This is a genomic window from uncultured Microbacterium sp. (genome assembly GCF_963524805.1).
In the GTDB taxonomy this organism is placed as follows: Bacteria; Actinomycetota; Actinomycetes; order Actinomycetales; family Microbacteriaceae; genus Microbacterium.
Map to the genome: position 1 here is coordinate 131,900 of NZ_CAURGG010000008.1, position 23,142 is coordinate 155,041.

Sequence of the window (23,142 nt, forward strand, 5' to 3'; positions counted from 1 at the left end):
CGGCGGCGCCGGTTCACGCGGCTTCGTCGATCGGCACATCGGGACGGATGCCTCGGCCCAGGCTCTCATGCTGGACGCCGTGGGCTACGACTCGGTCGACGCCCTCGTCCAGGCCGCCGTGCCGGCATCCATTCACGTGGACGCCCGCGCGACCTCCGCGATCCCGCCCGCCGCGACCGAAGCCGAAGCGCTCGCCGAACTGCGCGAGCTCGCGGCCCATAATCGGGTCGCTCGTCCGATGATCGGCCTGGGGTACTACGACACGTTCACGCCGTCCGTGATCGCGCGCAACGTGCTGGAGAACCCCTCGTGGTACACGGCCTACACGCCGTACCAGCCCGAGATCTCGCAGGGTCGACTCGAGGCGCTCATCAACTTCCAGACGATGGTCACCGACCTGACCGGCCTGGCGACCGCCAACGCGTCGATGCTCGACGAGCCGACGGCGGTCGTGGAGGGGATGCTCGTCGCACGCCGTGCGTCCAAGTCCGCCTCGAACGTCTTCGCGGTCGATGCCGACGCGCTGCCGCAGACCAAGGCGGTGCTGCGAGCGCGCGCCTCGGTTCTCGGCATCGAACTGGTCGAACTCGACTTCGCCCGGGGTGCGACTCTGCCGGAGGAGCTCTTCGGCGTCTTCGTGCAGTACCCGGGAGCCTCGGGACGCATCTGGGATCCGTCCGGTGTCGTCGATGCCGCCCACCTCGCTGGCGGCCTCGCCGTCGCCGCCGCCGATCTGCTGGCGCTCACACTGGTGCGCTCGCCCGGCTCGTTCGGTGCGGACGTCGCGGTCGGCACGACCCAGCGCTTCGGGGTTCCGCTCGGCTTCGGCGGACCGCACGCCGGGTACATGGCCGTCCGCTCCGGACTGGAGCGGCAGCTTCCGGGCCGACTGGTGGGCGTGTCGCAGGATGCCGCCGGGCACCCCGCCTACCGCCTGTCGCTGCAGACCCGCGAGCAGCACATCCGCCGCGAGAAGGCGACCTCCAACATCTGCACCGCCCAGGTGCTGCTGGCCGTCATGGCCGCGATGTACGCCGTGTACCACGGCCCCGACGGGCTCCGCGGGATCGCGACCGAAGTCGCCCGGAAGACCGAGGCCCTCGCTGATCTGCTGCGCTCGTACGGGCTGTCGCTCGCGTCCGATTCCTTCTTCGACACCCTGCGTGTCACCACGCCCGGTCCGTCGCAGCGCGTGATCGACCGGGCGCGCTCTCGCGGCTACCAGCTCTTCTGGGCCGATGACGCGACGGTCGGCGTCTCGGTGGACGAGACGACGACGGTGGCCGACCTCGCCGCCGTCGCCTGGGCGTTCGGACTGCCCGATGAGCAGCAGGACCGGGAACTCCCGTTCGCGGATGCCGCGCCGCTCGCCGGGGTGCCGGACTCGCTCCTGCGCGATGACGAATACCTCACGCATCCCGTCTTCAACACGCACCGCAGCGAGACGGCGATGATGCGCTACCTCAAGCAGCTCGCCGACCGCGACTACGCGCTGGATCGCGGCATGATCCCGCTCGGGTCCTGCACGATGAAGCTCAACGCCGCGAGCGAGATGGCGGCGGTCTCGTGGCCGGAGTTCTCCCGCGTTCATCCCTTCGCGCCGGAGGCCGATGTGCGCGGGTATCTGGCGATGATCGAGCAGCTCGAGACCTGGCTGGCCGAAGTGACCGGATACGACGCGGTCTCGCTGCAGCCCAACGCCGGCTCCCAGGGCGAGCTGGCCGGGCTGCTCGCGATCCGCGGATGGCACCGCGCGAACGGCGATGCGGACCGCACGGTCTGTCTCATCCCGTCGTCCGCGCACGGCACGAACGCGGCATCCGCGGTCCTCGCCGGCATGAAGGTCGTCGTCGTGGCATGCGACGAGGCGGGCAATGTCGATCTCGACGACCTGCGTGCCAAGATCGCGCAGCACGCCGATTCGCTCGCCGCTCTGATGATCACCTACCCGTCCACCCACGGGGTGTACGAGCACGACGTGCTCGAGATCACGCAGGCCGTGCACGATGCGGGCGGCCAGGTCTATGTCGACGGCGCGAACCTCAACGCGCTGCTGGGCTACGCCCGCTTCGGCGATCTCGGCGGCGACGTGTCGCACCTGAACCTGCACAAGACCTTCGCGATTCCGCACGGAGGCGGCGGGCCGGGTGTGGGACCGGTCGCCGCGAAGGCGCACCTGGCCCCGTACCTGCCCGGTCATCCGTTCTCTCAGCGGGCGGATCACGCCGGTGGGTTCGCCTTCGACGGCGGTGCGGTCTCCGGCGCGCCGCACGGGTCTGCCGGCATCCTGCCCATCTCGTGGGCGTACGTGCGCATGATGGGCGCGGACGGCCTGCGCGACGCGACCGCCGCCGCCGTGCTGTCGGCCAACTACATCGCGACGCGCCTGAAGGAGCACTACCCGGTGCTCTACACCGGCGAGGGCGGGCTCGTGGCGCACGAGTGCATCCTCGACCTGCGGCCGCTGCGCGAGGAGACCGGCGTGACCGTGGACGACGTCGCGAAGCGGCTGATCGACTACGGGTTCCACTCCCCGACGATGTCCTTCCCGGTCGCCGGGACGCTCATGGTCGAGCCGACCGAGTCCGAGGACCTGGCGGAGATCGAGCGCTTCATCGAGGCGATGATCGCGATCCGCGCCGAGGCGGCGGCCGTGGCCGCGGGGGAGTGGCCCGCGGGCGACAATCCGCTCGTGAACGCCCCGCACACCGCGGAGTCGGTGGTGTCGGGTTCGTGGGAGCACGCGTACTCGCGCGAGCTCGCGGTGTATCCGGTGCATTCGCTCGTGCGGACGAAGTACTGGCCGCCGGTGCGGCGGATCGATCAGGCATACGGTGACCGCAACCTGGTGTGCGCGTGCCCGCCCGTGGAGGCGTTCGCCTAGCCCGGTTTCCTTTTTGGCGCTGAGACGACAACTGCACGGCGAGATTATGGGGTTTACCCTCGGTCTCGACGTGCAGTTGTCGTTTCACGGTGCTTCGGGTGAGGGGCGCCGTCCGAGCAGGGCTGTCAGAGCGTAGAGCTCCCGCGAGGACTCCGGTCGACGCTGGGCGAGTCCGGCTCGGCGGAGAATGCCCCGAAGCGGATCGACGTGCACGACATCCGTCCACCCCCAGTGCACGATCCGGTGGACATGGGCGAGCAGGCGCCGATCGCGCGCCTTCTCGTTGCGCATCGCGTCGGCCGTCGGCCGCAATGACCCGTCGTACTTCAGTTCGCCGTCAGCCTCGCCGATCACCCGCGCGCCCTCCCACCACATGTCGCACCGGTCCAGCGCGCCATTCGTGACGAACTCCCTCTGAAGCTCGGGCTCGTCGAATCCGAGCCACTCGATCACCGCTCGGCTCAGAGACTCGAGCGCCGTCTCCGCCTCGGGGGTTGCGCGGTGCAGCGGCCAACGCGCCATTCGCCGCCCGCGCTTGCTCAGTCGGCTCTCGTTACGGGCGACGAGGACTTCGACGGATGCCGACGGATGGCGCCGCAGCGACGCGTCGGCGACGGCCAGAGCCAGGGCGCCGTGGCGCGAGCGCGAGATGTCCACGGCGGTGTCCACCATGGAGGTGACGAACAGGCCGCCCGCGTCGACGATGAGGCGATCCTGCATCGTGGTGTGGCAGCGCACCCCTCCGGAGAGTCGGGCGTTCGCGCTCGGGAGATCCAGCACGTGCACGTCTCGTGGGTGGCCGAAGACTGGCGCGCCGAGCAGGGCAGCGGCGGATTCGAGGCAGAACACCGCCTCCGGGTGCATCATCGCCACCGCGTGCACGCGTGCCGTGTAGCGATCCCAGGGCGTGAGGGCCTGCCATGCGGCCGCTGACGCGAGCACACCTCGGCGAACGCGGACCAGGCGTCCTGCGGAGATCTCGCGCTCAGCGTGCGACACGCTGGCGGAAGGCAGGAGCGGAATCGGAGAGGTGACGACGGCGCCGTGCCCGGCATCCGCCTCGATGGTGAGCGTCATCCCTGCACTGTCGTCCGCGCCGGGACGGTTCGGAGCGGCCCGTGCCCGACCTGTGGACAACGACTACGCGGGCGCACCGTGTGCAGGAGGGGCCTCTGGCACGGTGAAACGACAACTGCACGGCGAGACCGTGGGTGATCCCCATCGTTTCGACGCGCAGTTGTCGTCTCAGCGAGAAGAGGGCTAGGGGCTCGGGGTCGGGGACGGGGTGGGCGCCGGAGCGAAGATTCCCGGCCACAGCGCGGCGGCCAGGGGATAGCCGACGAAGGCGACGATGTCCAGGAGCGTGTGCGCGATCACGAGGGGCATCACCCGGCCCCACCGGCGATAGCACCAGCCGAACACCACGCCCATCACGAAGTTGCCGACGATCGCTCCGAGCCCCTGGTAGGCGTGGTACGCGCCGCGAAGCGCCGCGGTCGACAGGATGATCGCCCACCACGACCACCCCAGGCGCCGAAGCCGGTCGAACAGGTACGCGATGAAAATGACCTCTTCCGTCAGGCCCGCGCGCACGGCAGACAGCAGCAGAAGGGGCACCGTCCACCACGCGGCATCCAGCGGCGAGGCCACGACCGCGACGTTGATCCCGAGCAACCGCGAGACCGCGTACAGGCCGAGGCCCGGAATGCCGATGACGGCGGCGAGCAGGATGCCGCGTCCGAGGTCCCCGCCGAAACGCGTGAAGTCCAGTCCGATGCGTCGCAGTGCGTTCTGCCCGGGCTCCCACAGAAGGTAGAGAACCAGGGCCACCAGCGCCAGGGCGAACACGATGCCCAGGAACTGGTACAGCACGTTCCACAGGATCTCGGCATCCCGATTCGGATTCAGCTGCGTCTGCTGCTGCCCGATCGGCGTCGTCCGCAGCGACGCGCGCACCAGCGAGAGCACCGAATACAGCGCGGATTGCCCGACCGTGATGGCCAGGACGATGCCGATCTCCCACCGGATGCGGACGCGGTCCATCGGGCCAGTGGTAAACCTCACATCCGAGGCACCCGACGAGGAGGTCATCTTGTCAGATTGCCACATTCAACGTCGATTGAGTTAAGGCTCTGTAACGTTTTCGCGAGTCGTTATGAACATCACAGGCGGCGTGCTTATCGTTTCCCTATCCGCGCCCCGGGCAGACTCTGTGCTGTCGTGTGCGCACAAACCCTGCACAGGAGGAATCAGTGAGAATGAAGCGCATCTCGGCGGCGGTGGCTCTCACCGCAGTCGGCGCACTCGTCATCTCAGGTTGCGCGGCCACCGAAGGTGGCGGCGACGACTCGGGACTGGTCGAGGGATCGTCGATCACCGCCGCGTGGAATCAGCCGTTCTACTCGTACAACGGCAACACCTCGTTCGGCAACGCGACCGCCAACAACAACATCACCTACCTGACGCTCGCGGGCTTCAACTACTACAACAACACGCCCGAGCTCGTGAAGGACACGTCCTTCGGCTCGTACGAGGTCGTCAACGAGGACCCGCTGACCGTCAAGTACACGATCGCCGACGGCGTGAAGTGGTCGGACGGCACGGACATCGACGCGGCCGACCTGCTGCTGGAGTGGGCGGCGCTCTCGCGCTCGCTCGACACCCCGGACTTCGACCCGGCCGACTTCACCGACCCGGACACGGGTGAGTTCACCGACGCCTTCCCGACCGACGTGGTCTACTTCGACTCCGGCGCCACGCCCACCGCGGGCCTGGGCCTGGTCACCGAGACCCCCGAGATCGGCGACGACGGCAAGTCGATCACGATGAAGTACGACGCGCAGTTCGTCGACTGGGAGCTGTCGTTCCCGTCGCCGCTGCCGGCGCACGTCGTGGGCAAGAACGCGCTCGGCATCGAGGACAACGCCGAGGCCAAGCAGGCCGTCATCGACGCGATCCAGAACAAGGACGACGCAGCGCTCGCGCCGATCTCGTCCTTCTGGAACTCGGGCTTCAACTTCACCGAGCTGCCGGATGACACCGAGCTCTACCTCGCGAGCGGCCCCTACGTGATCAGCGACTTCGTCGCCGAGCAGTACATCACGCTGACCGCCAACCCCGAGTACACCGGTGACAACAAGCCGAACATCGAGGAGATCACGATCCGCTTCATCCCCGACCCGCTCGCCGCGGTTCAGGCGCTGGAGAACGGTGAGGTCGACATCATCTCGCCGCAGGCGACCGCCGACATCAAGACGGCCCTCGATGCGCTCGACGGCATCACGGTCATCACCGGCTCGGAGGGCACGTACGAGCACCTCGACCTGCAGTTCGACCAGGGCAAGAACCCGGAGAACATCTTCTCGAACCCCAAGGTCCGTGAGGCGTTCCTCAAGACCGTTCCCCGCCAGGAGATCCTCGACAAGCTCATCGTCCCGATCGCCGGCGAGGACGCGCTCCTGCGCAGCTCGCAGCTGTTCGTGCCGGGTGCCGAGGGCTACGACGAGTCGGTCGCCAACAACGGCTCCGAGGCGTTCGCGGACGTCGACATCGAGGGCGCCAAGGCGCTGCTGGCCGAGTCGGGCATCACCGACACCTCGGTCTGCATCCTCTACGCGACGAACAACCCCCGCCGCGTCAACGAGTTCGCTCTCATCCAGGCGTCGGCCAACCAGGCCGGCTTCAACGTGACCGACTGTGGTTCGGACCAGTGGGGCGGCCTGCTGGGCACCCCCGGTGCCTACGACGCAGCCTTCTTCGGATGGCAGTCGACGAGCCTCGGCGTGACGAACTCGCTGCCGACGTTCCAGACCGGTGGCATCAACAACCTGACGTTCTACTCGAACCCCGACGTGGATGCTCTCGTCGAGCAGCTGAACGTCGAGTTCGACGCAGACAAGCAGATCGAACTGCAGCAGGAGATGGACAAGATCCTGTGGAGTGACTTCTACGGAGTCACCATCTTCCAGTTCCCCGGCGTCACCGCCTTCAGCGACCGTGTGGAGGGCATCGACCCGTCGATCCTCGCCCCCACGATCTTCTGGAACGCCTGGGACTGGGCAGTGACGGACAGCGGCTCGGACGAGGGCTGACAGCTGTAGCGGTTCCGCTCTGAGCTTCGGCTCGGATCGACCGAGGTGAGGTGCAGGTCCTCCCGGGGGCCTGCACCTCACCCGTTACACTTCTCGCAGTGGTAGAGCATGCGGCCGGTGACGACGCCGGCGCGGCCTGTTCCCGCTGACTCACCGATTGGCAGGCGGCCACAACATGGCTTCATTCATCATCCGGCGGTTGATCGCGTCGATCTTCGTGCTCTTCGCCGCGACGTTCCTGATGTACATCCTCACCACCTTCGCGGGCGATCCCCTCGAAGAGCTGAGACAGGGCAATGCCCCGAACAAAGCCGAGCTCATCGAAGCTCGCACCAAGCTCCTCAACCTCGACGTCCCGCCCCCGCTGCGCTACTTCCTCTGGCTCGGAGCGCTGTTCCGGGGTGACTTCGGCGTCAGCGTCCAGAACCAGCCGGTCAACATCCTGCTCTCCAACGCGATCGCGTCAACGCTGACGCTGGTCACGACGGCGACCGTGGTGGCCATCATCCTGGGCCTGACGGTCGGCATCGTCTCGGCTCTGCGCCAGTACAGCGGCTTCGACTACAGCGTGACGCTGGTGTCGTTCCTGTTCTTCTCGCTGCCGATCTTCTGGGTGGCCGTGCTGCTGAAGCAGTACGGTGCGATCCGGCTGAACGACTGGCTGGCCGATCCGACGATAGCGATACCGGCGATCATCCTGATATCGATCATCGCCGGCTTCCTCTGGATGTCGCTGCTGGGCGGGAAGGCGAGGAAGCGCCTCATCGTGTTCGGGGCCGCCGCGGTCGCCACGGCCGCCGTGCTGGCCTACCTGTCGGCGACGCACTGGTTCGCCGATCCCACCATCGGCATCGTCGTGTACAGCGCGTCGGCCATCGGCATCGCGTTCGGCGTCACGGCCATCTCCACCGGTCTGCGCAATCGCCGGGCGCTCTACGCGTCGCTCGTCGTCGCGCTGCTGGGCATCGCCCTGTACTTCCCGATGGTCAACTACATCCTCAACGGCATGACCATCTGGTTCTTCCTGCTGCTCATGGTGCTCTCGATCGTCGTCAGCGGCCTGATCGGCTTCTTCATGGGCGGCGCCGACCGCGGGCCCGTCGTGCGCACCACCGCGATCGTCGGCTTCCTCACCGCCGGTCTGATCGCGCTGGACAAGTACATGTCCTACTGGGAGGTCTACTCGAACTCCAGTCGGGTGCGCGGGCGTCCGATCGCCACCGTCGGCGCCTCCACCCCCGGCCTCGGCGGCAACTTCTGGGTGCAGGGGATCGACCTGTTCACCCACCTGCTGCTGCCGACGATCGCGATCATCCTGATCTCCTTCGCGAGCTACACGCGGTACTCCCGGGCGAGCCTGCTCGAGGTGATGAACCAGGACTACATCCGCACGGCGCGGGCCAAGGGCCTCACCCAGCGCACCGTCATCGTCCGCCACGCCTTCCGCAATGCGCTCATCCCGATCACCACGATCATCGCCTTCGACGTGGGTGCCATCATCGGCGGCGCGGTCGTGACCGAGACCGTGTTCGGCTGGAGCGGCATGGGCCGCCTGTTCGTGGACGGCATCAACCACGTCGATCCGAACCCCGTCATGGCGTTCTTCGTCGTCACCGGCACGCTCGCCGTGCTCTTCAACCTCATCGCGGACCTCGTCTACGCGGCCCTCGACCCGAGAATCAAGGTGGGCTCATGAACACCACAGTCACGCAGGGTCCCGACGTCAACGCCGCAGCTGCCGTCGCCGAGATCTCCATCGAGCAGAAGGAGACCGAGGGCCTCAGCCAGGGACAGATCGTCCGGCGCCGGTTCTTCCGCCACCGCGGCGCGCTCATCGCCATGATCGTGCTCGCGTTCATCGTCGTCCTGGCATTCACCTCCGTCGGCGTCGACCTCTGGGGCATCAAGATCCCGGGCTGGTGGATCTACACCTGGACCGAGATCACCCCCAAGCTGAACAACGGCATCCCCACGCTGAGCCTGATCCCCCTCAACTGGGGCGAGCACCCGTTCGGTCAGGACGAGGTCGGCCGCGACATCTTCGCGGTCGTGATGCGCGGTGCGCAGCAGTCGCTCATGGTGATGGTCATCGCCGGCGTGGTCGCGACGGTGATCGGCGTCGTGATCGGCGCCGTGGCCGGCTACTACGGCAAGGCGACGGACTCGGTGCTCATGCGCTTCACCGACGTCATCATCACGATCCCGCTCATCGTCATCGGCGCCGTGCTCGGCAAGACGTTCGGCAGCCTGGGCGCCTCGGTGCTCGGCATCGTGATCGGCGTGTTCGCCTGGACGACGATGGCCCGCCTCGTGCGCGGCGAGTTCCTCACCCTGCGCGAGCGCGAATTCGTGGATGCCGCACGAGTGTCGGGTGCGCGGGACCGGAGGATCATCTTCCGCCACATCCTGCCCAACGCCGTGGGCGTGATCGTCGTGAACGCGACGCTGCTCATGGCCGGTGCCATCCTGCTCGAGTCGGCGCTGAGCTACCTCGGCTTCGGGGTCCAGCCGCCCGACACCTCCCTCGGAAAGATCGTCTCCGACAACCAGGCCGCGTTCTCGACGCGTCCCTGGCTGTTCTGGTGGCCCGGCATCTTCATCATCGCGATCGCGCTGTGCGTCAACTTCATCGGCGACGGCCTCCGCGACGCGTTCGACCCGCGCCAGAAGAAGATGCCGAGCGAACGCGCGATGCGCCGCGCCGGCCGTGCCGGGGGACCGGTGGCTCCGATCCTCGACCGCACCGAGCCGCAGCAGCCGCACAGCGTGACGATGCCCCTGGAGGCGGTCTACACCGGGGACGTCGCGAACTATCACGACCCGCGACCCGAGGAGCCCGGCGACGCGCAGGGCGAGCCCCTCAATCCGGAGCGGTGACGGTGACGCTGCTAGACCAGCAGACCGATCACCGTCGCCGCGGACAGCGCCGCGATCACCGTGACCGTGGCATAGTGCCACGTGATGGTGAACGCGTCGGGATCCTCTCCGCTCGCGAAGGCGCCGGCATCCCTCAGCTGCTCCCAGTGGCCACGGATCGCCTGCGCCAGATTGCCGGACGGCGTGCTCAGCGCGTCGCTCGGACGGAGGCTCCCGTGCTCGCCGCGGGCGGTCTGACCGACGCCGTCGAAGTCCTTGGGCGCGAGCCCGAAGGCGCGGTGGCGCCCGGGCGCCGGCGTCGCCCAGACGGGCACGTTTCCGCGGGTGGTGTGGATCGTCAGCGAGTATCGGGTGTCGATGTCCTGGATCGAGGGCCAGGGGATGAAGAAGGTGCGGAAGACGTTCTCGACCGTGACGCCGTGCTCCTGCATCCGGAGGCTCGGTCGCCAGAACAGCGCCCACGCGACCGCTCCGATCAGGATGATCGGCCAGACGTAGCGGATCGCGGATGCCGCATCCCCCCAGAACAGCGCGACCACACCGAATGCGCACACCACCACGGTCACGACAGCGAGCGTGCGGCCGAATGCCGGCCGGTACAGAACCTCCTGGAACGCCATGACCTCAAGCTTCGCAGATGGGACACATCGAAATGACTGACACGACGGGCATCGCCGCCGAGATCGCGGCGTCGCACCAGGCCCTCCCCGAGATGATCCTCGAGGTCGACAAGCTGGGCGTCGAGTTCTGGGTGGAGGGGGAGTTCTACCCCGCCGCGATCGACATGAACTACGTCGTCCGCCGCGGCGAGGTGCTCGCGATCGTCGGTGAATCCGGCTCGGGCAAGAGCACGAGCGCCATGGCGCTGCTGGGCCTGCTGCCCGAGAACGCGCGCGTGACGGGGTCGATCAAGCTGCTCGGTCGCGAGCTGCGCGGAGTCGACGACGCCACGCTGCGCTCGTTGCGGGGCAATGAGATCGCGCCGATCTTCCAGGAGCCGATGACGGCCCTGAACCCCGTCTACACGATCGGCTTCCAGATCATGGAGGCACTGCGCTCACACGACCGCGGCATGGCGCCCTCGGTCGCGAAGGAGCGCGCGATCGAGCTGCTGCGCCTCGTGGAGATGCCGAACCCCGAGGTGTCGTTCAACAAGTACGCGCACCAGCTCTCCGGCGGCCAGCGTCAGCGCGCCATGATCGCCCAGTCCATCTCGTGCGACCCGTTGCTGCTGATCGCCGACGAGCCCACCACGGCGCTGGATGTGACAGTGCAGGCCGAGATCCTCGATCTGCTGCGCAACCTCCATAAGCGCCTGGATTCGGCCATCATCCTGATCACACACGACATGGGCGTGGTCGCCGACCTCGCGGACCGCATCATGGTGATGAAGAGCGGCGAGGTCGTCGAATCTGGAACCGTCGCGCAGATCTTCCACGACCCGCAGCACCCGTACACGCAGCAGCTGCTCGCATCGGTGCCGCACCTCGGCTTGGGCGTGCTCGAAGAGGTCGACATCGAGGAGTCCGAGGTCGCCAGCGACACCTCGACGGTTCCGGCGATCGCGGCCATCCGCGAGCGGGCGACGGATGCCGCCGCGGAGGAGCCGGGCGAGATCCGGGCTCCCGTGCTCTCGTTCGAGGACGTGGCGATCGACTACCCCAAGCGCGGCCGCGTGCCCGCCTTCCGCGCGGCCGAGCACATCGACCTGCAGATCTTTCCGGGCGAGATCGTCGGCCTCGTGGGGGAGTCCGGCTCGGGCAAGACCACGCTCGGGCGCGCCGCGATCGGCCTGATCCCGATCGCGGAGGGCAAGCTGACCGCCGTCGGCCACGACATCTCCCAGGCGTCGCAGAAGGACCTGTTCGCTATCCGCCGGCGCACCGGCATCGTCTTCCAGGATCCGGCCTCCTCGCTCAATCCCCGCATGCCGATCGGGCAGTCCATCGGAGAGCCGATCCTGCTCGCCGGCGAAGCGAAGGGCAAGGATCTCGACCGACGGGTCGAGACCCTGCTCTCCCAGGTGGAGCTGCCCCGCTCCTACCGCAACCGCTTCCCGCACGAGTTGTCGGGCGGTCAGCGCCAGCGCGTGGGCATCGCCCGCGCGCTCGCACTCGCGCCCGAGCTGCTCGTCGCCGACGAGCCGACGTCGGCGCTGGATGTGTCGGTGCAGGCGCGGTTCCTCGATCTGCTGCAGGAACTGCAGCAGGAGCTGCAGTTCGCCTGCCTGTTCATCAGCCACGACCTCGCGGTCGTGGACATCCTGGCCCACCGCATCGCGGTGATGCACCTCGGCAAGCTCGTCGAGATCGGCACCCGCGACGAGATCCTGCGCGGTGCGACGGATGCGTACACGCAGCGACTCATCGCCGCCGTGCCGGTGCCCGACCCCGCCCAGCAGAAGGAGCGCCGCGAGGCGCGCGCACTTCTCCTGTCCGCGGAGCGCGCCTCGGAGTGAGCAGCACCCGCCTCGCGCGGGGCGGAAGAGGGACGCTCAGGAAGCGCCCGGTAGACTGGGGGTGCCCGGCTCCGGGCGCTTCCCCGTTTCGCAAGGATTTTTCATGGTGCGCGCTTTCCGTTCAGACCTCCGCAACGTCGCGATCGTTGCCCACGTCGACCACGGCAAGACGACCCTCGTCGACGCCATGCTGCGTCAGACGGGCTCGTTCGGCTCGCACGAGCACATGGAGGAGCGCGCCATGGACTCGAACGATCTCGAGCGCGAGAAGGGCATCACGATCCTCGCCAAGAACACGGCGATCACCTACTCCGGCCTGCACGCGACCGATGGCCCCGTCACGATCAACGTGATCGACACGCCCGGTCACGCGGACTTCGGCGGGGAGGTCGAGCGAGGCCTGTCGATGGTCGACGGCGTGGTGCTGCTCGTCGATGCGAGCGAGGGCCCGCTGCCCCAGACCCGGTTCGTCCTGCGCAAGGCGCTTGAGGCGAAGCTTCCGGTCATCCTCCTGGTCAACAAGACCGACCGCCCCGACGCCCGCATCGCGGAGGTCGAGGAGGAGGCGCACGACCTGCTGCTGGGCCTGGCGAGCGACCTGGTCGATGACGTGCCCGACCTCGACGTCGATGCTCTGCTGGATGTCCCGGTCGTCTACGCGAGCGGTCGCGCCGGCGCGGCATCCCGCAACCGGCCCGAGAACGGCACGCTGCCCGACAACGACGACCTCGAACCGTTGTTCGAGGCGATCCTCCAGCACGTTCCCGCGCCGGTCTACGACGACGAGGCTCCTCTGCAGGCCTGGGTCACCAACCTCGACTCCAGTCCCTTCCTCGGTCGCCTTGCGCTCCTGCGCGTGTTCAACGGAACGCTGAAGAAGGGGCAGACGGTTGCCTGGGTGCGCGCCGACGGCACCGTCAGCAGCGCCCGCATCACCGAGCTGCTCAAGACCCGCGCGCTCGAGCGCTACCCCGCCGAGAGCGCCGCTCCCGGCGACATCGTCGCGATCGCCGGCTTCCCCGACATCACGATCGGCGAGACGATCGCCGACCCCGACGACGTGCGTCCGCTGCCGCAGATCCACGTCGACGACCCCGCCATCTCGATGACGATCGGCACGAACACCAGCCCGCTGGTCGGCAAGGTCAAGGGTCACAAGCTGACCGCGCGCATGGTCAAGGACCGCCTCGACCGCGAACTGGTCGGCAACGTGTCGCTCAAGGTCGTCGACATCGGGCGTCCCGACGCGTGGGAGGTGCAGGGCCGCGGCGAACTGGCGCTGGCTATCCTCGTCGAGAACATGCGCCGAGAGGGATTCGAACTGACCGTCGGCAAGCCGCAGGTGGTCACCAAGAAGATCGACGGCAAGACCTACGAGCCCTTCGAGCACCTCACGATCGATGCGCCCGAGGAGTACCTCGGGGCGATCACCCAGCTGCTCGCCGCCCGCAAGGGCCGCATGGACAACATGACCAACCACGGCACCGGGTGGGTGCGCATGGAGTTCATCGTGCCCTCGCGCGGTCTGATCGGCTTCCGCACCGAATTCCTCACGACCACCCGCGGCACCGGCATCGCCAACGCCATCTCGCACGGCTACGAGCCGTGGGCCGGTCACATCGTCTCCCGGCAGAACGGCTCGATCGTGGCCGACCGCTCCGGCGTCGTGACCCCCTTCGCGATCATCGCGCTGCAGGAGCGCATGTCGTTCTTCGTCCAGCCGACCCAGGAGGTCTACGAGGGCATGGTCGTCGGCGAGAACTCGCGCAACGACGACATGGACGTGAACATCACCAAGGAGAAGAAGCTGACCAACATGCGTCAGTCCACCTCCGACACGTTCGAGTCGATGACCCCTCCGCGCCAGCTGTCGCTCGAGGAGAGCCTCGAGTTCGCGCGTGATGACGAATGCGTCGAGGTGACCCCCGAGATCGTTCGCATCCGCAAGGTGAACCTCGATCAGACCGAGCGCGCCCGCGCGACCTCGCGCCTGAAGCGCCAGGACGCCGGCGTCTGAGGTCCGGTCCACGGGTGCACGTGCGGCCTGTGACGACGGGCCGCGCCCCTCGGTAGGCTCGGGCGGGTGACCGCCGAGCCCGCGACACCGGATGCCGAGGGCCGGCGTGCCCGCAGGCAGGGACTGAGTGTCGCTCTGGCGACGAGCGCCTACGGGGTGTCCTTCGGCGCATTGGCCGTGGCGGCCGGCCTGGATGTCTGGCAGACGTGCGTCATGAGCCTGGTGATGTTCACCGGCGGTTCGCAGTTCGCGTTCGTCGGAGTGATCGCCGCGGGCGGTCTGCCGGCCGCTCCGGCCGCGATCGCATCGGCATCCCTCCTCGGCGTCCGCAACATCGCGTACGGCATGCGGATGTCTCCCGTGATCGGCACCGGGTTCTGGCGGCGCGCCGCCGCAGCTCAGTTCACGATCGACGAGTCCACCGCGGTCGCGCTCGCGCAGACGACGCGGCGGGCGCGCATCCACGGTTTCTGGGTCACCGGCATCGCGATCTATGTCGGGTGGAACATCTCCACCCTCGCCGGCGCGCTGCTGGGCGATGTGCTCGGCGATCCGCGGGCGTACGGACTGGATGCCGCGGCCGCGGCGGCCTTCCTGGCGCTGCTGTGGCCGAGGCTGAAGCATCGACAGCCCATCGCGGTGGGCATCGCCGCCGCCGTGGTGGCGACGATGCTCACTCCGGTGCTCATGCCCGGCATCCCCGTGATCGTCGCGGCGATCGTGGCCGTCGTGGTGGGGTGGTTCAACTGGCTGGGAGAAGCCGATGCCGCCCCCGACGAGCCGGACGACTCCCCCGAGCGGGTGGGTCTGCCATGAAGGGCGGGCGAGGATGACGCTGTGGAGCGCGGTGCTGGTCGCCGCCATCATCTGCGTCGCACTGAAAACGCTCGGCTATCTCATTCCGCAGCGGTTCCTCGAGGCTCCGCGACCGGCGCGGATCGCCGACCTGCTGACGGTCGCGCTGCTGTCCGCGCTCGTCGCCGTGCAGACCCTGGGTCACGGCCAGGCGATCGAGATCGACGCGCGCATTCCCGCGGTGCTGGTCGCGGCGGGTCTGCTGCTGCTGCGCGCGCCGTTCCTGGTCGTGGTCGCCGGAGCAGCGCTCACGGCCGGACTGCTGCGCCTGTGGGGCTGGGCCGCCTAGCATGCGCATAGGCTTGCCCGCGTGAAGACGATGCTCCCGCGCCTGGCGACTCTGCTGGTCGCGTTCTTCGTGGGAGCCGTGTACGGGCTCGCCGGCACGATCGCGCATGCCTACCGTCTCGGTTGGTTCCCGCTCGGCCTGGTGCTGGCGATCATCGGCAGTGCGGCCCTGCTGGCAGCGGTCCGGCTGCTGACGGCGGATCGGTGGGCCGCGCTCGCGAGCGGCGTCGGCATGATCATCGCGACCCTCGTCTTCTCGGGGACCGGGCCCGGGGGTTCGGTCATCGTGGAGCAGACGGAGCTGGCGATCGTGTGGACGGTCTCGGTGCCGATCCTCGTCGTGCTCGTGGTCGCATGGCCCAGCCGCGCGCGGCCGGTCGAAGCCGACGGCGCCCCCGTGGGCGAATTAGACTAGCCACGTGACGTATGTGATCGCTCTTCCCTGTGTGGATGTGAAAGACCGCGCCTGCATCGACGAATGCCCCGTGGACTGCATCTACGAGGGCGACCGGATGCTGTACATCCACCCCGACGAGTGCGTGGACTGCGGTGCCTGCGAGCCGGTCTGCCCCGTCGAGGCGATCTACTATGAGGACGACCTCCCCGAAGAGTGGGCCGACTACTACAAGGCCAACGTCGAGTGGTTCCAAGACGTGGGCTCGCCCGGCGGTGCCGCGAAGGTCGGGGTGATCCACAAGGATCACCCGATCATCGACGCTCTCCCGCCGCAGGTTCCGTAGCGAAACGATGGGCGTCGCTGACCTCGCCGACTACCCCTGGGACGCCGTCGCTCCGTATGCCGAGCGTGCCCGCGCGCACCCCGACGGCATCGTGGACCTGTCCATCGGTTCGCCGGTGGACCCGACGCCCGCGGTGGTCGCAGACGCGCTCCGCGCGGCCACCGACGCGCACGCCTACCCCCAGACGGTCGGCACGCCGGCGCTTCGCGAGGCGATCGTCGACTGGTACGCACGCCGTCGCGGGGTGAGCGGGCTCTCGCCCGACCACGTGCTGCCCACGATCGGCTCGAAGGAGCTCGTGGCCCTGCTGCCGCTGCTGCTGGATGTGGGACCCGGGGACGTCGTCGTGCACCCGCAAGCCGCCTACCCGACGTACGAGGTGGGGGCGCATCTGGTCGGCGCGACACCTGTCGCAGCCGACGACCCCGCCTCCTGGCCGAAGGCCACGCGCCTGGTGTGGCTGAATTCGCCGGGCAACCCCGACGGACGCGTGCTGGATGCCGCATTCCTGCGTTCTGCCGTCGGGCGCGCTCGCGAGCTCGGCGCCGTGCTCGCCTCGGACGAGTGCTACGCGGAGCTGGGCTGGGACGCTCCGTGGGACGGCCGGCCAATCCCGTCCGCGCTGGACCCGGAGGTCACCGGCGGCGACACGCGCGGCATCCTGTCGGTGTACTCCCTGAGCAAGCAGTCCAATCTGGCGGGCTACCGAGCCGCCTTCCTCGCGGGGGACCCGCAGATCCTCGCGCGCCTGCTGACCGCGCGCAAGCACCTCGGGCTGATGCTGCCCGCCCCCGTGCAGGCCGCCATGATCGCCGCCCTCGGCGATGACGGGCACGTCGCGGACCAGAAGGAGCGGTACCGTGCTCGCCGCGCCGTGCTGCGGCCCGCGCTCGAGGCGGCCGGATTCCGGATCGACCAAAGCGAGGCGGGGCTCTACCTCTGGGCGACCGAGGGACAGGACGCGTGGGACAGCCTCGGCCGCCTCGCCGAGGCCGGCATCCTCGCCGGCCCCGGCCACTTCTACGGCCGGCACTTCCCGCAGCACATCCGCCTCTCGCTCACCGCGACCGACGAGCGTGTCGGCGCCGCGGCGCAGCGGCTCAGATCACTCTGACCGATAAGAGCATTCCTCCAGGTGATGCCGCTGGCCTTTGGCGGTGTCCGCAGTATGCCGACGCGCCCATTAGGCTGTAAAGGCGCGGTGGCGCGGCATCCCACGTCATCACGCCGGCTCTCGGAATTCGCGCTCCGGTGTGATCTGCAGGGCATCCGAACCCCCGGAACGACCAGGAATCGCGAGGAGGCGCCGTGAGCGACGCGGGTACCCAGCAGGAGAAGGCCACCCTCACGATCGGCGAGCAGACGGCTCAGTTCCCGCTGCTGCGCGGCACCGACGGCGTGCCGAGTGTGGACATCTCCACCTTCACGCGTCAGACCGGGCACACGACCCTCGACTACGGCTTCGTCAACACGTCGGCGACCAAGTCCGCCATCACCTTCATCGACGGCGACCAGGGCATTCTGCGCTATCGCGGCTACCCGATCGAGCAGCTGGCGCAGAACAGCACGTACCTCGAGGTGGCGTGGCTGCTCATCTACGGCGAGCTGCCGACCGCGGACGAGCTGGCGGCTTTCGATGAGCGCATCCGCCACCACACCCTCCTGCACGAAGACCTCAAGCGCTTCTTCTCGTCGCTGCCCACCACCGCGCACCCCATGTCGGTGCTCTCCTCTGCCACCGCGGCGCTGTCGACGTACTACGAGAACGAGTCGGACCCGAACAATCCCGAGCACGTCGAGCTCAATACGATCCGGATGCTCGCGAAACTGCCTGTGATCGCGGCATATGCGCACAAGAAGAGCATCGGCCAGGCATTCCTGTACCCCGACAACTCGCTCGGCTTCGTGGATAACTTCCTGAAGCTGAACTTCGGCGTGCTCTCGGAGATCTACGAGATCAATCCCGTCATGTCCCGGGCGCTGGAGCGCCTGCTGATCCTGCATGAAGACCACGAGCAGAACGCGTCGACCTCGACGGTGCGCCTGGTCGGATCGACGGGCGCGAACCAGTTCTCGTCCATCTCGGCCGGCATCAACGCGCTGTACGGCCCCCTGCACGGCGGCGCGAACGAAGCCGTGCTCGAGATGCTGGCGCGCATCCGCGATTCGGGTGAGAGCGTGCAGCGCTTCGTCGAGCGGGTCAAGAACAAGGAAGACGGCGTGAAGCTCATGGGCTTCGGTCACCGCGTCTACAAGAACTACGATCCGCGCGCCAAGCTCGTGAAGGAATCGGCGGACGAGGTGCTGACCGCTCTGGGTGTCAGCGACCCGCTGCTGGATCTGGCCAAGGAGCTCGAGCAGCTCGCCCTGGAGGACGACTACTTCAAGGAGCGCCGCCTCTACCCGAACGTCGACTTCTACACCGGCGTGATCTACAAGGCGATGGGCTTCCCCACGCGCATGTTCACGGTGCTGTTCGCGATCGGCCGTCTGCCCGGGTGGCTCGCGCACTGGCGCGAGATGCAGTCCGATCCGCAGACGAAGATCGGCCGCCCTCAGCAGCTGTACATCGGCGCCGCCAAGCGCGACTACCCCGGCGGCGTCTGACGCGCGGGGGACCCCGACGCTCGGTCAGGCCGCGTCGGGCGTGCCGTCCTTCTTCTGCTCCTTGTCTGCGATCTCCGCAGCGTCGGCCTCGCGGTCCTTCTTGCCCTTCTTGGACGCGATCCGCTCGGCCTTGTGCCGCTTCTCGAGCTCTTTCGCGTAGTCCGGCACAGACGCGCTCATGTCGCGCGGCGGGCGCTCGTACCCTCCCGAGGGCGGACGGGGCGGGATGACGACGTCTTCGCGTTCGACGATCTCGTACGGGATCTGAGAGAGGAAGTGCGCGATGGTGTTGATGCGGCCGCGCCGCTTGTCCTCGTTGTCCACCTCGTACCAGCGGGCCTCGGGAATGTCGGTGTGCACGAACATGGTGTCCTTCGCGCGGGAGTAGTCCTCCCATTTGGTGATCGCGAGGACGTCGTTGGGACTCAGCTTCCAGCGTCGCATCGGATCCTCGGCGCGATCCTGGAAGCGCTTCTCCTGCTCTTTGTCCGACACGCTGAACCAGTACTTCAGCAGGATGATGCCGTCCTCCACCAGCATCCGCTCGAAGATCGGCGTCTGGTGCAGGAAGCGGTGATACTCCTCGCTGGTGCAGAAGCCCATGACATGCTCGACGCCGGCCCGGTTGTACCAGGACCGGTCCATGAGGACGATCTCACCGGCAGCCGGCAGGTGCGGGACGTAGCGCTGGAAGTACCAGCGCGTCTTGTCGCGCTCGCTCGGCGTGTTCAGCGCGACGACCTTCGTCACACGGGGATTGAGGTACTCGGCGACGCGCTTGATCGTGGAACCCTTGCCCGCGGCATCCCGGCCCTCGAAGATCACGACGATGCGCGCACCGGAGGCCTGGACCCACGCCTGCATGTCGACGAGCTTGGCCTGCAGCACCATCAGTTCCGATTCGTACAGCTTCTTCGCCATGCGAGCGCTCATGCGACTCCCTCGTCCCGTGCCTCCACCACGAGCCGTTCGCGGATGCTCCGACTTTACGCGTGCAGGGCGTCGTTCAGGGTGACCCCCGCACCGGCGCGCTGCACGGCCTCGATCGCGCCGCTGAGCGAATTGCGCCGGAACAGGATTCCGTCCCGGCCGGACAGCTCGGCCCCCTTCACCGTGACAGGGGTGCCGTCGGGCCGCGGGGGCCGGTCGGCCAGCACGATCTTCGATCCGGCCGTGACGTACAGGCCCGCCTCGACGACGCAGTCGTCACCCAGGGAGATGCCGACGCCGGCATTCGCGCCGAGAAGGGTGCGCGCGCCGATGGAGACGCGGTGCTCGCCGCCACCCGACAGGGTGCCCATGATGGAGGCGCCGCCCCCGATGTCGCTGCCGTCGCCCACGACGACGCCCTGCGAGATGCGCCCCTCGACCATGGACGTGCCGAGCGTTCCGGCGTTGAAATTGACGAAGCCCTCGTGCATGACGGTGGTTCCCGGGGCCAGATGAGCGCCGAGCCGCACCCGCGAGGCATCCGCGATCCGCACGCCGGGCGGGGAGACGTAATCCAGCAGCCGGGGGAACTTGTCCAGTCCCTGCACCTGGATGCCCTCGCGCGTCAGGAACGGCCGCAGCCGGCTCGCGTCGTCCGGATGCATGGGGCCGGCGGTGGTCCAGGCGACCGTGGGCAGGAACGCGAAGATCCCGTCGAGATTCACGGTGTTCGGCGCCGCGAGGCGGTGCGACAGCGCGTGCAGGCGCAGGTAGGCGTCGGGTGTCGAGGCGGGCGGGGCGTCCAGGTCGACCTCGACCACGACGACATCCAGGCGCACGGCGCGGCGGGGGTCGGGCACGGCGTGCCGGTCCAGATCGCCCGGCGGCATCGCAGGATCCAGCCCCAGCGGAATGCGGCCGGGCTCCGGCGAGGGGTACCAGGTGTCCAGCACCGTACCGTCCGCCGCCGTCGTGGAAAGACCGACACCCCAGACCCACCGCTCACCGCTCATGCCTCCACGGTACCGAACCGGCGGGAAGTGCCAGGGACGCCCTCAGTAGACTCGGGGGATGCCGCCGCTCGACCTGACCGCCACTTCCGTCGACCTGACACGGACCATCTGCGACATCCCGAGCGTCTCCGGCGACGAGAAGACCCTCGCCGATCTGATCGAAGCGGCGATCCGGCCGCTGGCGCACCTGGACTTCTTCCGCGACGGCGACACGATTGTGGCGCGCACCTCCCTCGGCCGCGCGCAGCGTGTGGTGATCGCGGGCCACATCGACACGGTGCCCATCAACGGCAACGTGCCCACGCGCGAGATGCAGATCGACGGAGCGCCGTTCACCTGGGGTCGGGGCACGGTGGACATGAAGGCGGGGGTCGCCGTCCAGCTCAAGCTCGCGGCCGAGCTGGTGGATCCGCGGATCGACATCACGTGGATGTGGTACGACCACGAAGAGGTGGATGCCGACCTCAACGGCCTCACGAGGCTCTCGCGCACGCGTCCCGATCTGTTCGCCGCCGATTTCGCGATCCTCGGCGAACCGTCCGACGGCGCGGTCGAAGGCGGCTGCAACGGCAACATGCGCGTCATCGTCCGCACGCACGGCGTCCGTTCGCACAGCGCTCGCGCGTGGGTCGGTGAGAACGCGGTCCACAAGGCGGCGCCGGTTCTCGCCCGGCTCGCCGAGTACCGGCCCCGCGAGGTGCCGGTGGACGGGCTCGTCTATCGCGAGGGTCTGAATGCCGTGCGCATCAGCGGCGGCATCGCCGGAAATGTGATCCCCGACCTCTGCGAGATCGAGGTGAACTACCGGTTCGCTCCGAGCCGCACCGCGGAGGATGCCGAGCGGCACGTGCGCGATGTCTTCGCCGGCTTCGAGGTCGAGGTGGTCGACGTCGCCGCCGGGGCCAGACCGGGCCTGGATGCGCCGCTGGCCCAGGAGTTCGTCGCGGCCGTCGGCGGACACGCACACGCCAAGTACGGGTGGACGGACGTCGCGCGGTTCTCCGCGATGGGCGTTCCGGCGGTCAACTACGGTCCGGGAGACCCGCACCTGGCCCACCACGACGAGGAGCGGGTTTCGCACGCGCAGATCGATGACGTGGAACGCGGACTGCGGGCGTGGTTGCGGACGGTCTGACCGCCACCGGCGCGCGCCGGTGGTCGGCCATCCCGGTGGCGCTGCGCATCGGCATCCTGTACCTCCTCGCCCGCCTCGTCACGACGGCATTCCTCTTCGCCGCTGCGCAGCTCTCCGGTGTCGGCTCCCGATTCGGCGAAGGAGCGACCCTGGGGTCGCTCGCGCTGGGATGGGATGCGCAGTGGTACTGGTTCCTCGCGGAGAACGGGTACCCCACCGATCTGCCGCTCACGGACACCGGAGTGGTCGCCGAGAACCAGTGGGCCTTCATGCCGGTGTACGCATACCTCGCGAAGGCCTTGAGCCTCCTGCTCGGCTCGTGGGGCGCTGCGGCGGTCGTGGTCTCGCTGGTCGCCGGGTATCTGGCGTGTCTGGTGCTCTACCGGATGGTTCTGATGCGCGCCCCCGCGGACGTCGCCACGTGGGCTGTCGTCTTCTTCGCCTGCGCGCCGCTGGCCGCGCTGTTCCAGGTGGGCTACGCCGAGTCGCTGTTCCTCCTCTGGCTCTTCGTGTCGCTCTGGCTCGTGATGCAGCGCACGTACGGGTGGCTCTATCTGCTGATCCCGCTCATGGCGTTCACCCGCCCGGGCGTGCTCGCCTTCGCACTCTTCCTCGGACTCTTCGGGATCTGGCGGTGGATCGGCCGGCGACGCGAGCCCCTGGGGCGCGCAGAGGTGCTGCACATCATGTCACTGGGCGTGCTGGCGGTGATCACCGGCTTCGCCTGGCAGGTGGTGGCAGGGCTCGTGACCGGCGATTCCGGCGCGTACCTGGCGACGGAGCTGGCCTGGCGGCGCACCTGGCTCGGCGAGCCCGCTGCGGCGTTCATCCCGTTCGAGGGCTTCGTGCGTGGTGCGGCGTTCTGGTTCGGTTCCTGGGGCCTGGGCGCGGTCGCCGGATACATCGTGCTCGCCGCATCCGTCGTCGGCGCGTCAGCGCTCCTGCTGTTCGAGCCGCACGTGCGGCGGATGGGAGCGGAGGCCCGACTCTGGTCGGCGAGCTATCTGCTCTACCTGCTGGCGGTGTTCTTTCCGCAGTCCAGCATCTTCCGGCTTCTCGTGCCGCTGTCGCCGATGTGGGGAGCCGTCGCGATGCCGCGATCGACCGGCTGGCGCGTCGGCGTGCTCGCGGCGTGCCTGCTCGGCCAGTGGTGGTGGATCTACAACATGTACGCCCTCGGCAACGCCTACTGGCAGATCCCGTGATCGCCGAGCGCGCGGATTATCCCCTGTCCGGGCTGCGGGATA

General features: G+C 68.4%; 19 protein-coding genes. 14 read left to right on the forward strand and 5 right to left on the reverse strand.

The features are described 5' to 3' along the window. Positions 1-67 precede the first annotated feature (67 nt). A complete protein-coding gene (gene gcvP / locus RWQ91_RS14360) occupies positions 68-2,884 on the forward strand; it encodes an aminomethyl-transferring glycine dehydrogenase (RefSeq protein WP_399546545.1) in 2,817 nt (938 codons plus the stop codon). A gap of 84 nt (positions 2,885-2,968) precedes the next feature. On the opposite strand, the gene RWQ91_RS14365 is transcribed toward gcvP, so the two are convergent. Both RWQ91_RS14365 and RWQ91_RS14370 read right to left on the reverse strand, forming a co-directional pair. Continuing rightward, a complete protein-coding gene (locus RWQ91_RS14365) occupies positions 2,969-3,961 on the reverse strand; it encodes a hypothetical protein (RefSeq protein ID WP_314507283.1) in 993 nt (330 codons plus the stop codon). Between the two features lie 183 nt (positions 3,962-4,144). Then, positions 4,145-4,927 (reverse strand): CPBP family intramembrane glutamic endopeptidase, encoded by a 783-nt coding sequence (locus tag RWQ91_RS14370; protein WP_314507285.1) that lies wholly within the window; start codon positions 4,925-4,927, stop codon positions 4,145-4,147. 215 nt (positions 4,928-5,142) lie between these two features. Here RWQ91_RS14370 and RWQ91_RS14375 point away from each other — a divergent pair, with 215 nt between their 5' ends. From RWQ91_RS14375 to RWQ91_RS14385, 3 genes are all read left to right on the forward strand, one after another. Then, positions 5,143-6,975, forward strand: a complete 1,833-nt coding sequence (locus tag RWQ91_RS14375; protein WP_314507391.1) for an ABC transporter family substrate-binding protein — start codon at positions 5,143-5,145, stop codon at positions 6,973-6,975. A 175-nt stretch (positions 6,976-7,150) separates the two neighbouring features. Next, positions 7,151-8,671, forward strand: a complete 1,521-nt coding sequence (locus RWQ91_RS14380; RefSeq protein WP_314507289.1) for an ABC transporter permease — start codon at positions 7,151-7,153, stop codon at positions 8,669-8,671. Continuing rightward, positions 8,668-9,852 (forward strand): ABC transporter permease, encoded by a 1,185-nt coding sequence (locus tag RWQ91_RS14385; protein ID WP_314507292.1) that lies wholly within the window; start codon positions 8,668-8,670, stop codon positions 9,850-9,852. The genes RWQ91_RS14380 and RWQ91_RS14385 overlap by 4 nt, the downstream gene beginning before the upstream one ends. 11 nt (positions 9,853-9,863) lie before the next feature. Here the strand turns inward: RWQ91_RS14385 and RWQ91_RS14390 are convergent, their stop codons facing one another. Then, positions 9,864-10,472 carry a PH domain-containing protein gene (locus tag RWQ91_RS14390; RefSeq protein ID WP_314507295.1) on the reverse strand — a complete coding sequence of 203 codons (609 nt, stop codon included), beginning with the start codon at positions 10,470-10,472 and terminating at the stop codon, positions 9,864-9,866. Between the two features lie 32 nt (positions 10,473-10,504). Between RWQ91_RS14390 and RWQ91_RS14395 the strand changes: the two genes are divergently transcribed. The 8 genes from RWQ91_RS14395 to RWQ91_RS14430 all read left to right on the forward strand — a co-directional run bounded on the left by RWQ91_RS14395 (position 10,505) and on the right by RWQ91_RS14430 (position 18,817). Further along, positions 10,505-12,310, forward strand: a complete 1,806-nt coding sequence (locus RWQ91_RS14395; RefSeq protein WP_314507297.1) for an ABC transporter ATP-binding protein — start codon at positions 10,505-10,507, stop codon at positions 12,308-12,310. Positions 12,311-12,413: 103 nt separating this feature from the next. Then, positions 12,414-14,327, forward strand: coding sequence for a translational GTPase TypA (gene typA / locus RWQ91_RS14400; protein ID WP_314507300.1), 1,914 nt, complete (start codon positions 12,414-12,416; stop codon positions 14,325-14,327). Positions 14,328-14,393: 66 nt separating this feature from the next. Then, a complete protein-coding gene (locus RWQ91_RS14405; RefSeq protein ID WP_314507303.1) occupies positions 14,394-15,143 on the forward strand; it encodes an AzlC family ABC transporter permease in 750 nt (249 codons plus the stop codon). A gap of 13 nt (positions 15,144-15,156) precedes the next feature. Then, positions 15,157-15,471, forward strand: a complete 315-nt coding sequence (locus tag RWQ91_RS14410; protein ID WP_314507306.1) for an AzlD domain-containing protein — start codon at positions 15,157-15,159, stop codon at positions 15,469-15,471. Between the two features lie 30 nt (positions 15,472-15,501). After that, positions 15,502-15,885 carry a DUF6113 family protein gene (locus RWQ91_RS14415; protein ID WP_314507394.1) on the forward strand — a complete coding sequence of 128 codons (384 nt, stop codon included), beginning with the start codon at positions 15,502-15,504 and terminating at the stop codon, positions 15,883-15,885. Positions 15,886-15,889: 4 nt separating this feature from the next. Then, a complete protein-coding gene (gene fdxA / locus RWQ91_RS14420) occupies positions 15,890-16,210 on the forward strand; it encodes a ferredoxin (RefSeq protein ID WP_314507308.1) in 321 nt (106 codons plus the stop codon). Positions 16,211-16,217: 7 nt separating this feature from the next. Beyond that, positions 16,218-17,324, forward strand: a complete 1,107-nt coding sequence (gene dapC / locus RWQ91_RS14425; protein WP_314507312.1) for a succinyldiaminopimelate transaminase — start codon at positions 16,218-16,220, stop codon at positions 17,322-17,324. A 194-nt stretch (positions 17,325-17,518) separates the two neighbouring features. After that, positions 17,519-18,817, forward strand: a complete 1,299-nt coding sequence (locus RWQ91_RS14430; RefSeq protein ID WP_314507316.1) for a citrate synthase — start codon at positions 17,519-17,521, stop codon at positions 18,815-18,817. Between the two features lie 24 nt (positions 18,818-18,841). Here the strand turns inward: RWQ91_RS14430 and ppk2 are convergent, their stop codons facing one another. Further along, positions 18,842-19,750 carry a polyphosphate kinase 2 gene (gene ppk2 / locus RWQ91_RS14435; protein ID WP_314507319.1) on the reverse strand — a complete coding sequence of 303 codons (909 nt, stop codon included), beginning with the start codon at positions 19,748-19,750 and terminating at the stop codon, positions 18,842-18,844. A gap of 53 nt (positions 19,751-19,803) precedes the next feature. Continuing rightward, positions 19,804-20,760 carry a 2,3,4,5-tetrahydropyridine-2,6-dicarboxylate N-succinyltransferase gene (gene dapD, locus RWQ91_RS14440; protein ID WP_314507321.1) on the reverse strand — a complete coding sequence of 319 codons (957 nt, stop codon included), beginning with the start codon at positions 20,758-20,760 and terminating at the stop codon, positions 19,804-19,806. Between the two features lie 58 nt (positions 20,761-20,818). Between dapD and dapE the strand changes: the two genes are divergently transcribed. Together dapE and RWQ91_RS14450 are read left to right on the forward strand one after the other, a co-directional pair. Continuing rightward, positions 20,819-21,895: a succinyl-diaminopimelate desuccinylase gene (gene dapE / locus RWQ91_RS14445; RefSeq protein WP_314507323.1), complete on the forward strand. Its 1,077-nt coding sequence runs from the start codon at positions 20,819-20,821 to the stop codon at positions 21,893-21,895. Further along, entirely contained in the window at positions 21,877-23,100 is a 1,224-nt protein-coding gene (locus RWQ91_RS14450; protein WP_314507325.1) for a hypothetical protein, read from the forward strand. Before dapE ends, RWQ91_RS14450 begins: the two co-directional genes overlap by 19 nt. The last annotated feature ends 42 nt before the right edge of the window (positions 23,101-23,142 follow it).

Excerpts from the sequence above, each read along its gene's own strand:
- typA (WP_314507300.1), top strand. The coding sequence starts at position 12,414 with ATGGTGCGCGCTTTCCGTTCAGACCTCCGCAACGTCGCGATCGTTGCC.
- RWQ91_RS14395 (WP_314507297.1), top strand. The coding sequence starts at position 10,505 with ATGACTGACACGACGGGCATCGCCGCCGAGATCGCGGCGTCGCACCAG.
- dapE (WP_314507323.1), top strand. The coding sequence starts at position 20,819 with ATGCCGCCGCTCGACCTGACCGCCACTTCCGTCGACCTGACACGGACC.
- RWQ91_RS14390 (WP_314507295.1), bottom strand. The coding sequence starts at position 10,472 with ATGGCGTTCCAGGAGGTTCTGTACCGGCCGGCATTCGGCCGCACGCTC.
- RWQ91_RS14370 (WP_314507285.1), bottom strand. The coding sequence starts at position 4,927 with ATGGACCGCGTCCGCATCCGGTGGGAGATCGGCATCGTCCTGGCCATC.
- RWQ91_RS14415 (WP_314507394.1), top strand. The coding sequence starts at position 15,502 with ATGCTCCCGCGCCTGGCGACTCTGCTGGTCGCGTTCTTCGTGGGAGCC.
- RWQ91_RS14365 (WP_314507283.1), bottom strand. The coding sequence starts at position 3,961 with ATGACGCTCACCATCGAGGCGGATGCCGGGCACGGCGCCGTCGTCACC.
- gcvP (WP_399546545.1), top strand. The coding sequence starts at position 68 with ATGCTGGACGCCGTGGGCTACGACTCGGTCGACGCCCTCGTCCAGGCC.
- ppk2 (WP_314507319.1), bottom strand. The coding sequence starts at position 19,750 with ATGAGCGCTCGCATGGCGAAGAAGCTGTACGAATCGGAACTGATGGTG.
- RWQ91_RS14410 (WP_314507306.1), top strand. The coding sequence starts at position 15,157 with ATGACGCTGTGGAGCGCGGTGCTGGTCGCCGCCATCATCTGCGTCGCA.
- dapC (WP_314507312.1), top strand. The coding sequence starts at position 16,218 with ATGGGCGTCGCTGACCTCGCCGACTACCCCTGGGACGCCGTCGCTCCG.
- RWQ91_RS14385 (WP_314507292.1), top strand. The coding sequence starts at position 8,668 with ATGAACACCACAGTCACGCAGGGTCCCGACGTCAACGCCGCAGCTGCC.
- RWQ91_RS14375 (WP_314507391.1), top strand. The coding sequence starts at position 5,143 with ATGAAGCGCATCTCGGCGGCGGTGGCTCTCACCGCAGTCGGCGCACTC.
- dapD (WP_314507321.1), bottom strand. The coding sequence starts at position 20,760 with ATGAGCGGTGAGCGGTGGGTCTGGGGTGTCGGTCTTTCCACGACGGCG.
- RWQ91_RS14380 (WP_314507289.1), top strand. The coding sequence starts at position 7,151 with ATGGCTTCATTCATCATCCGGCGGTTGATCGCGTCGATCTTCGTGCTC.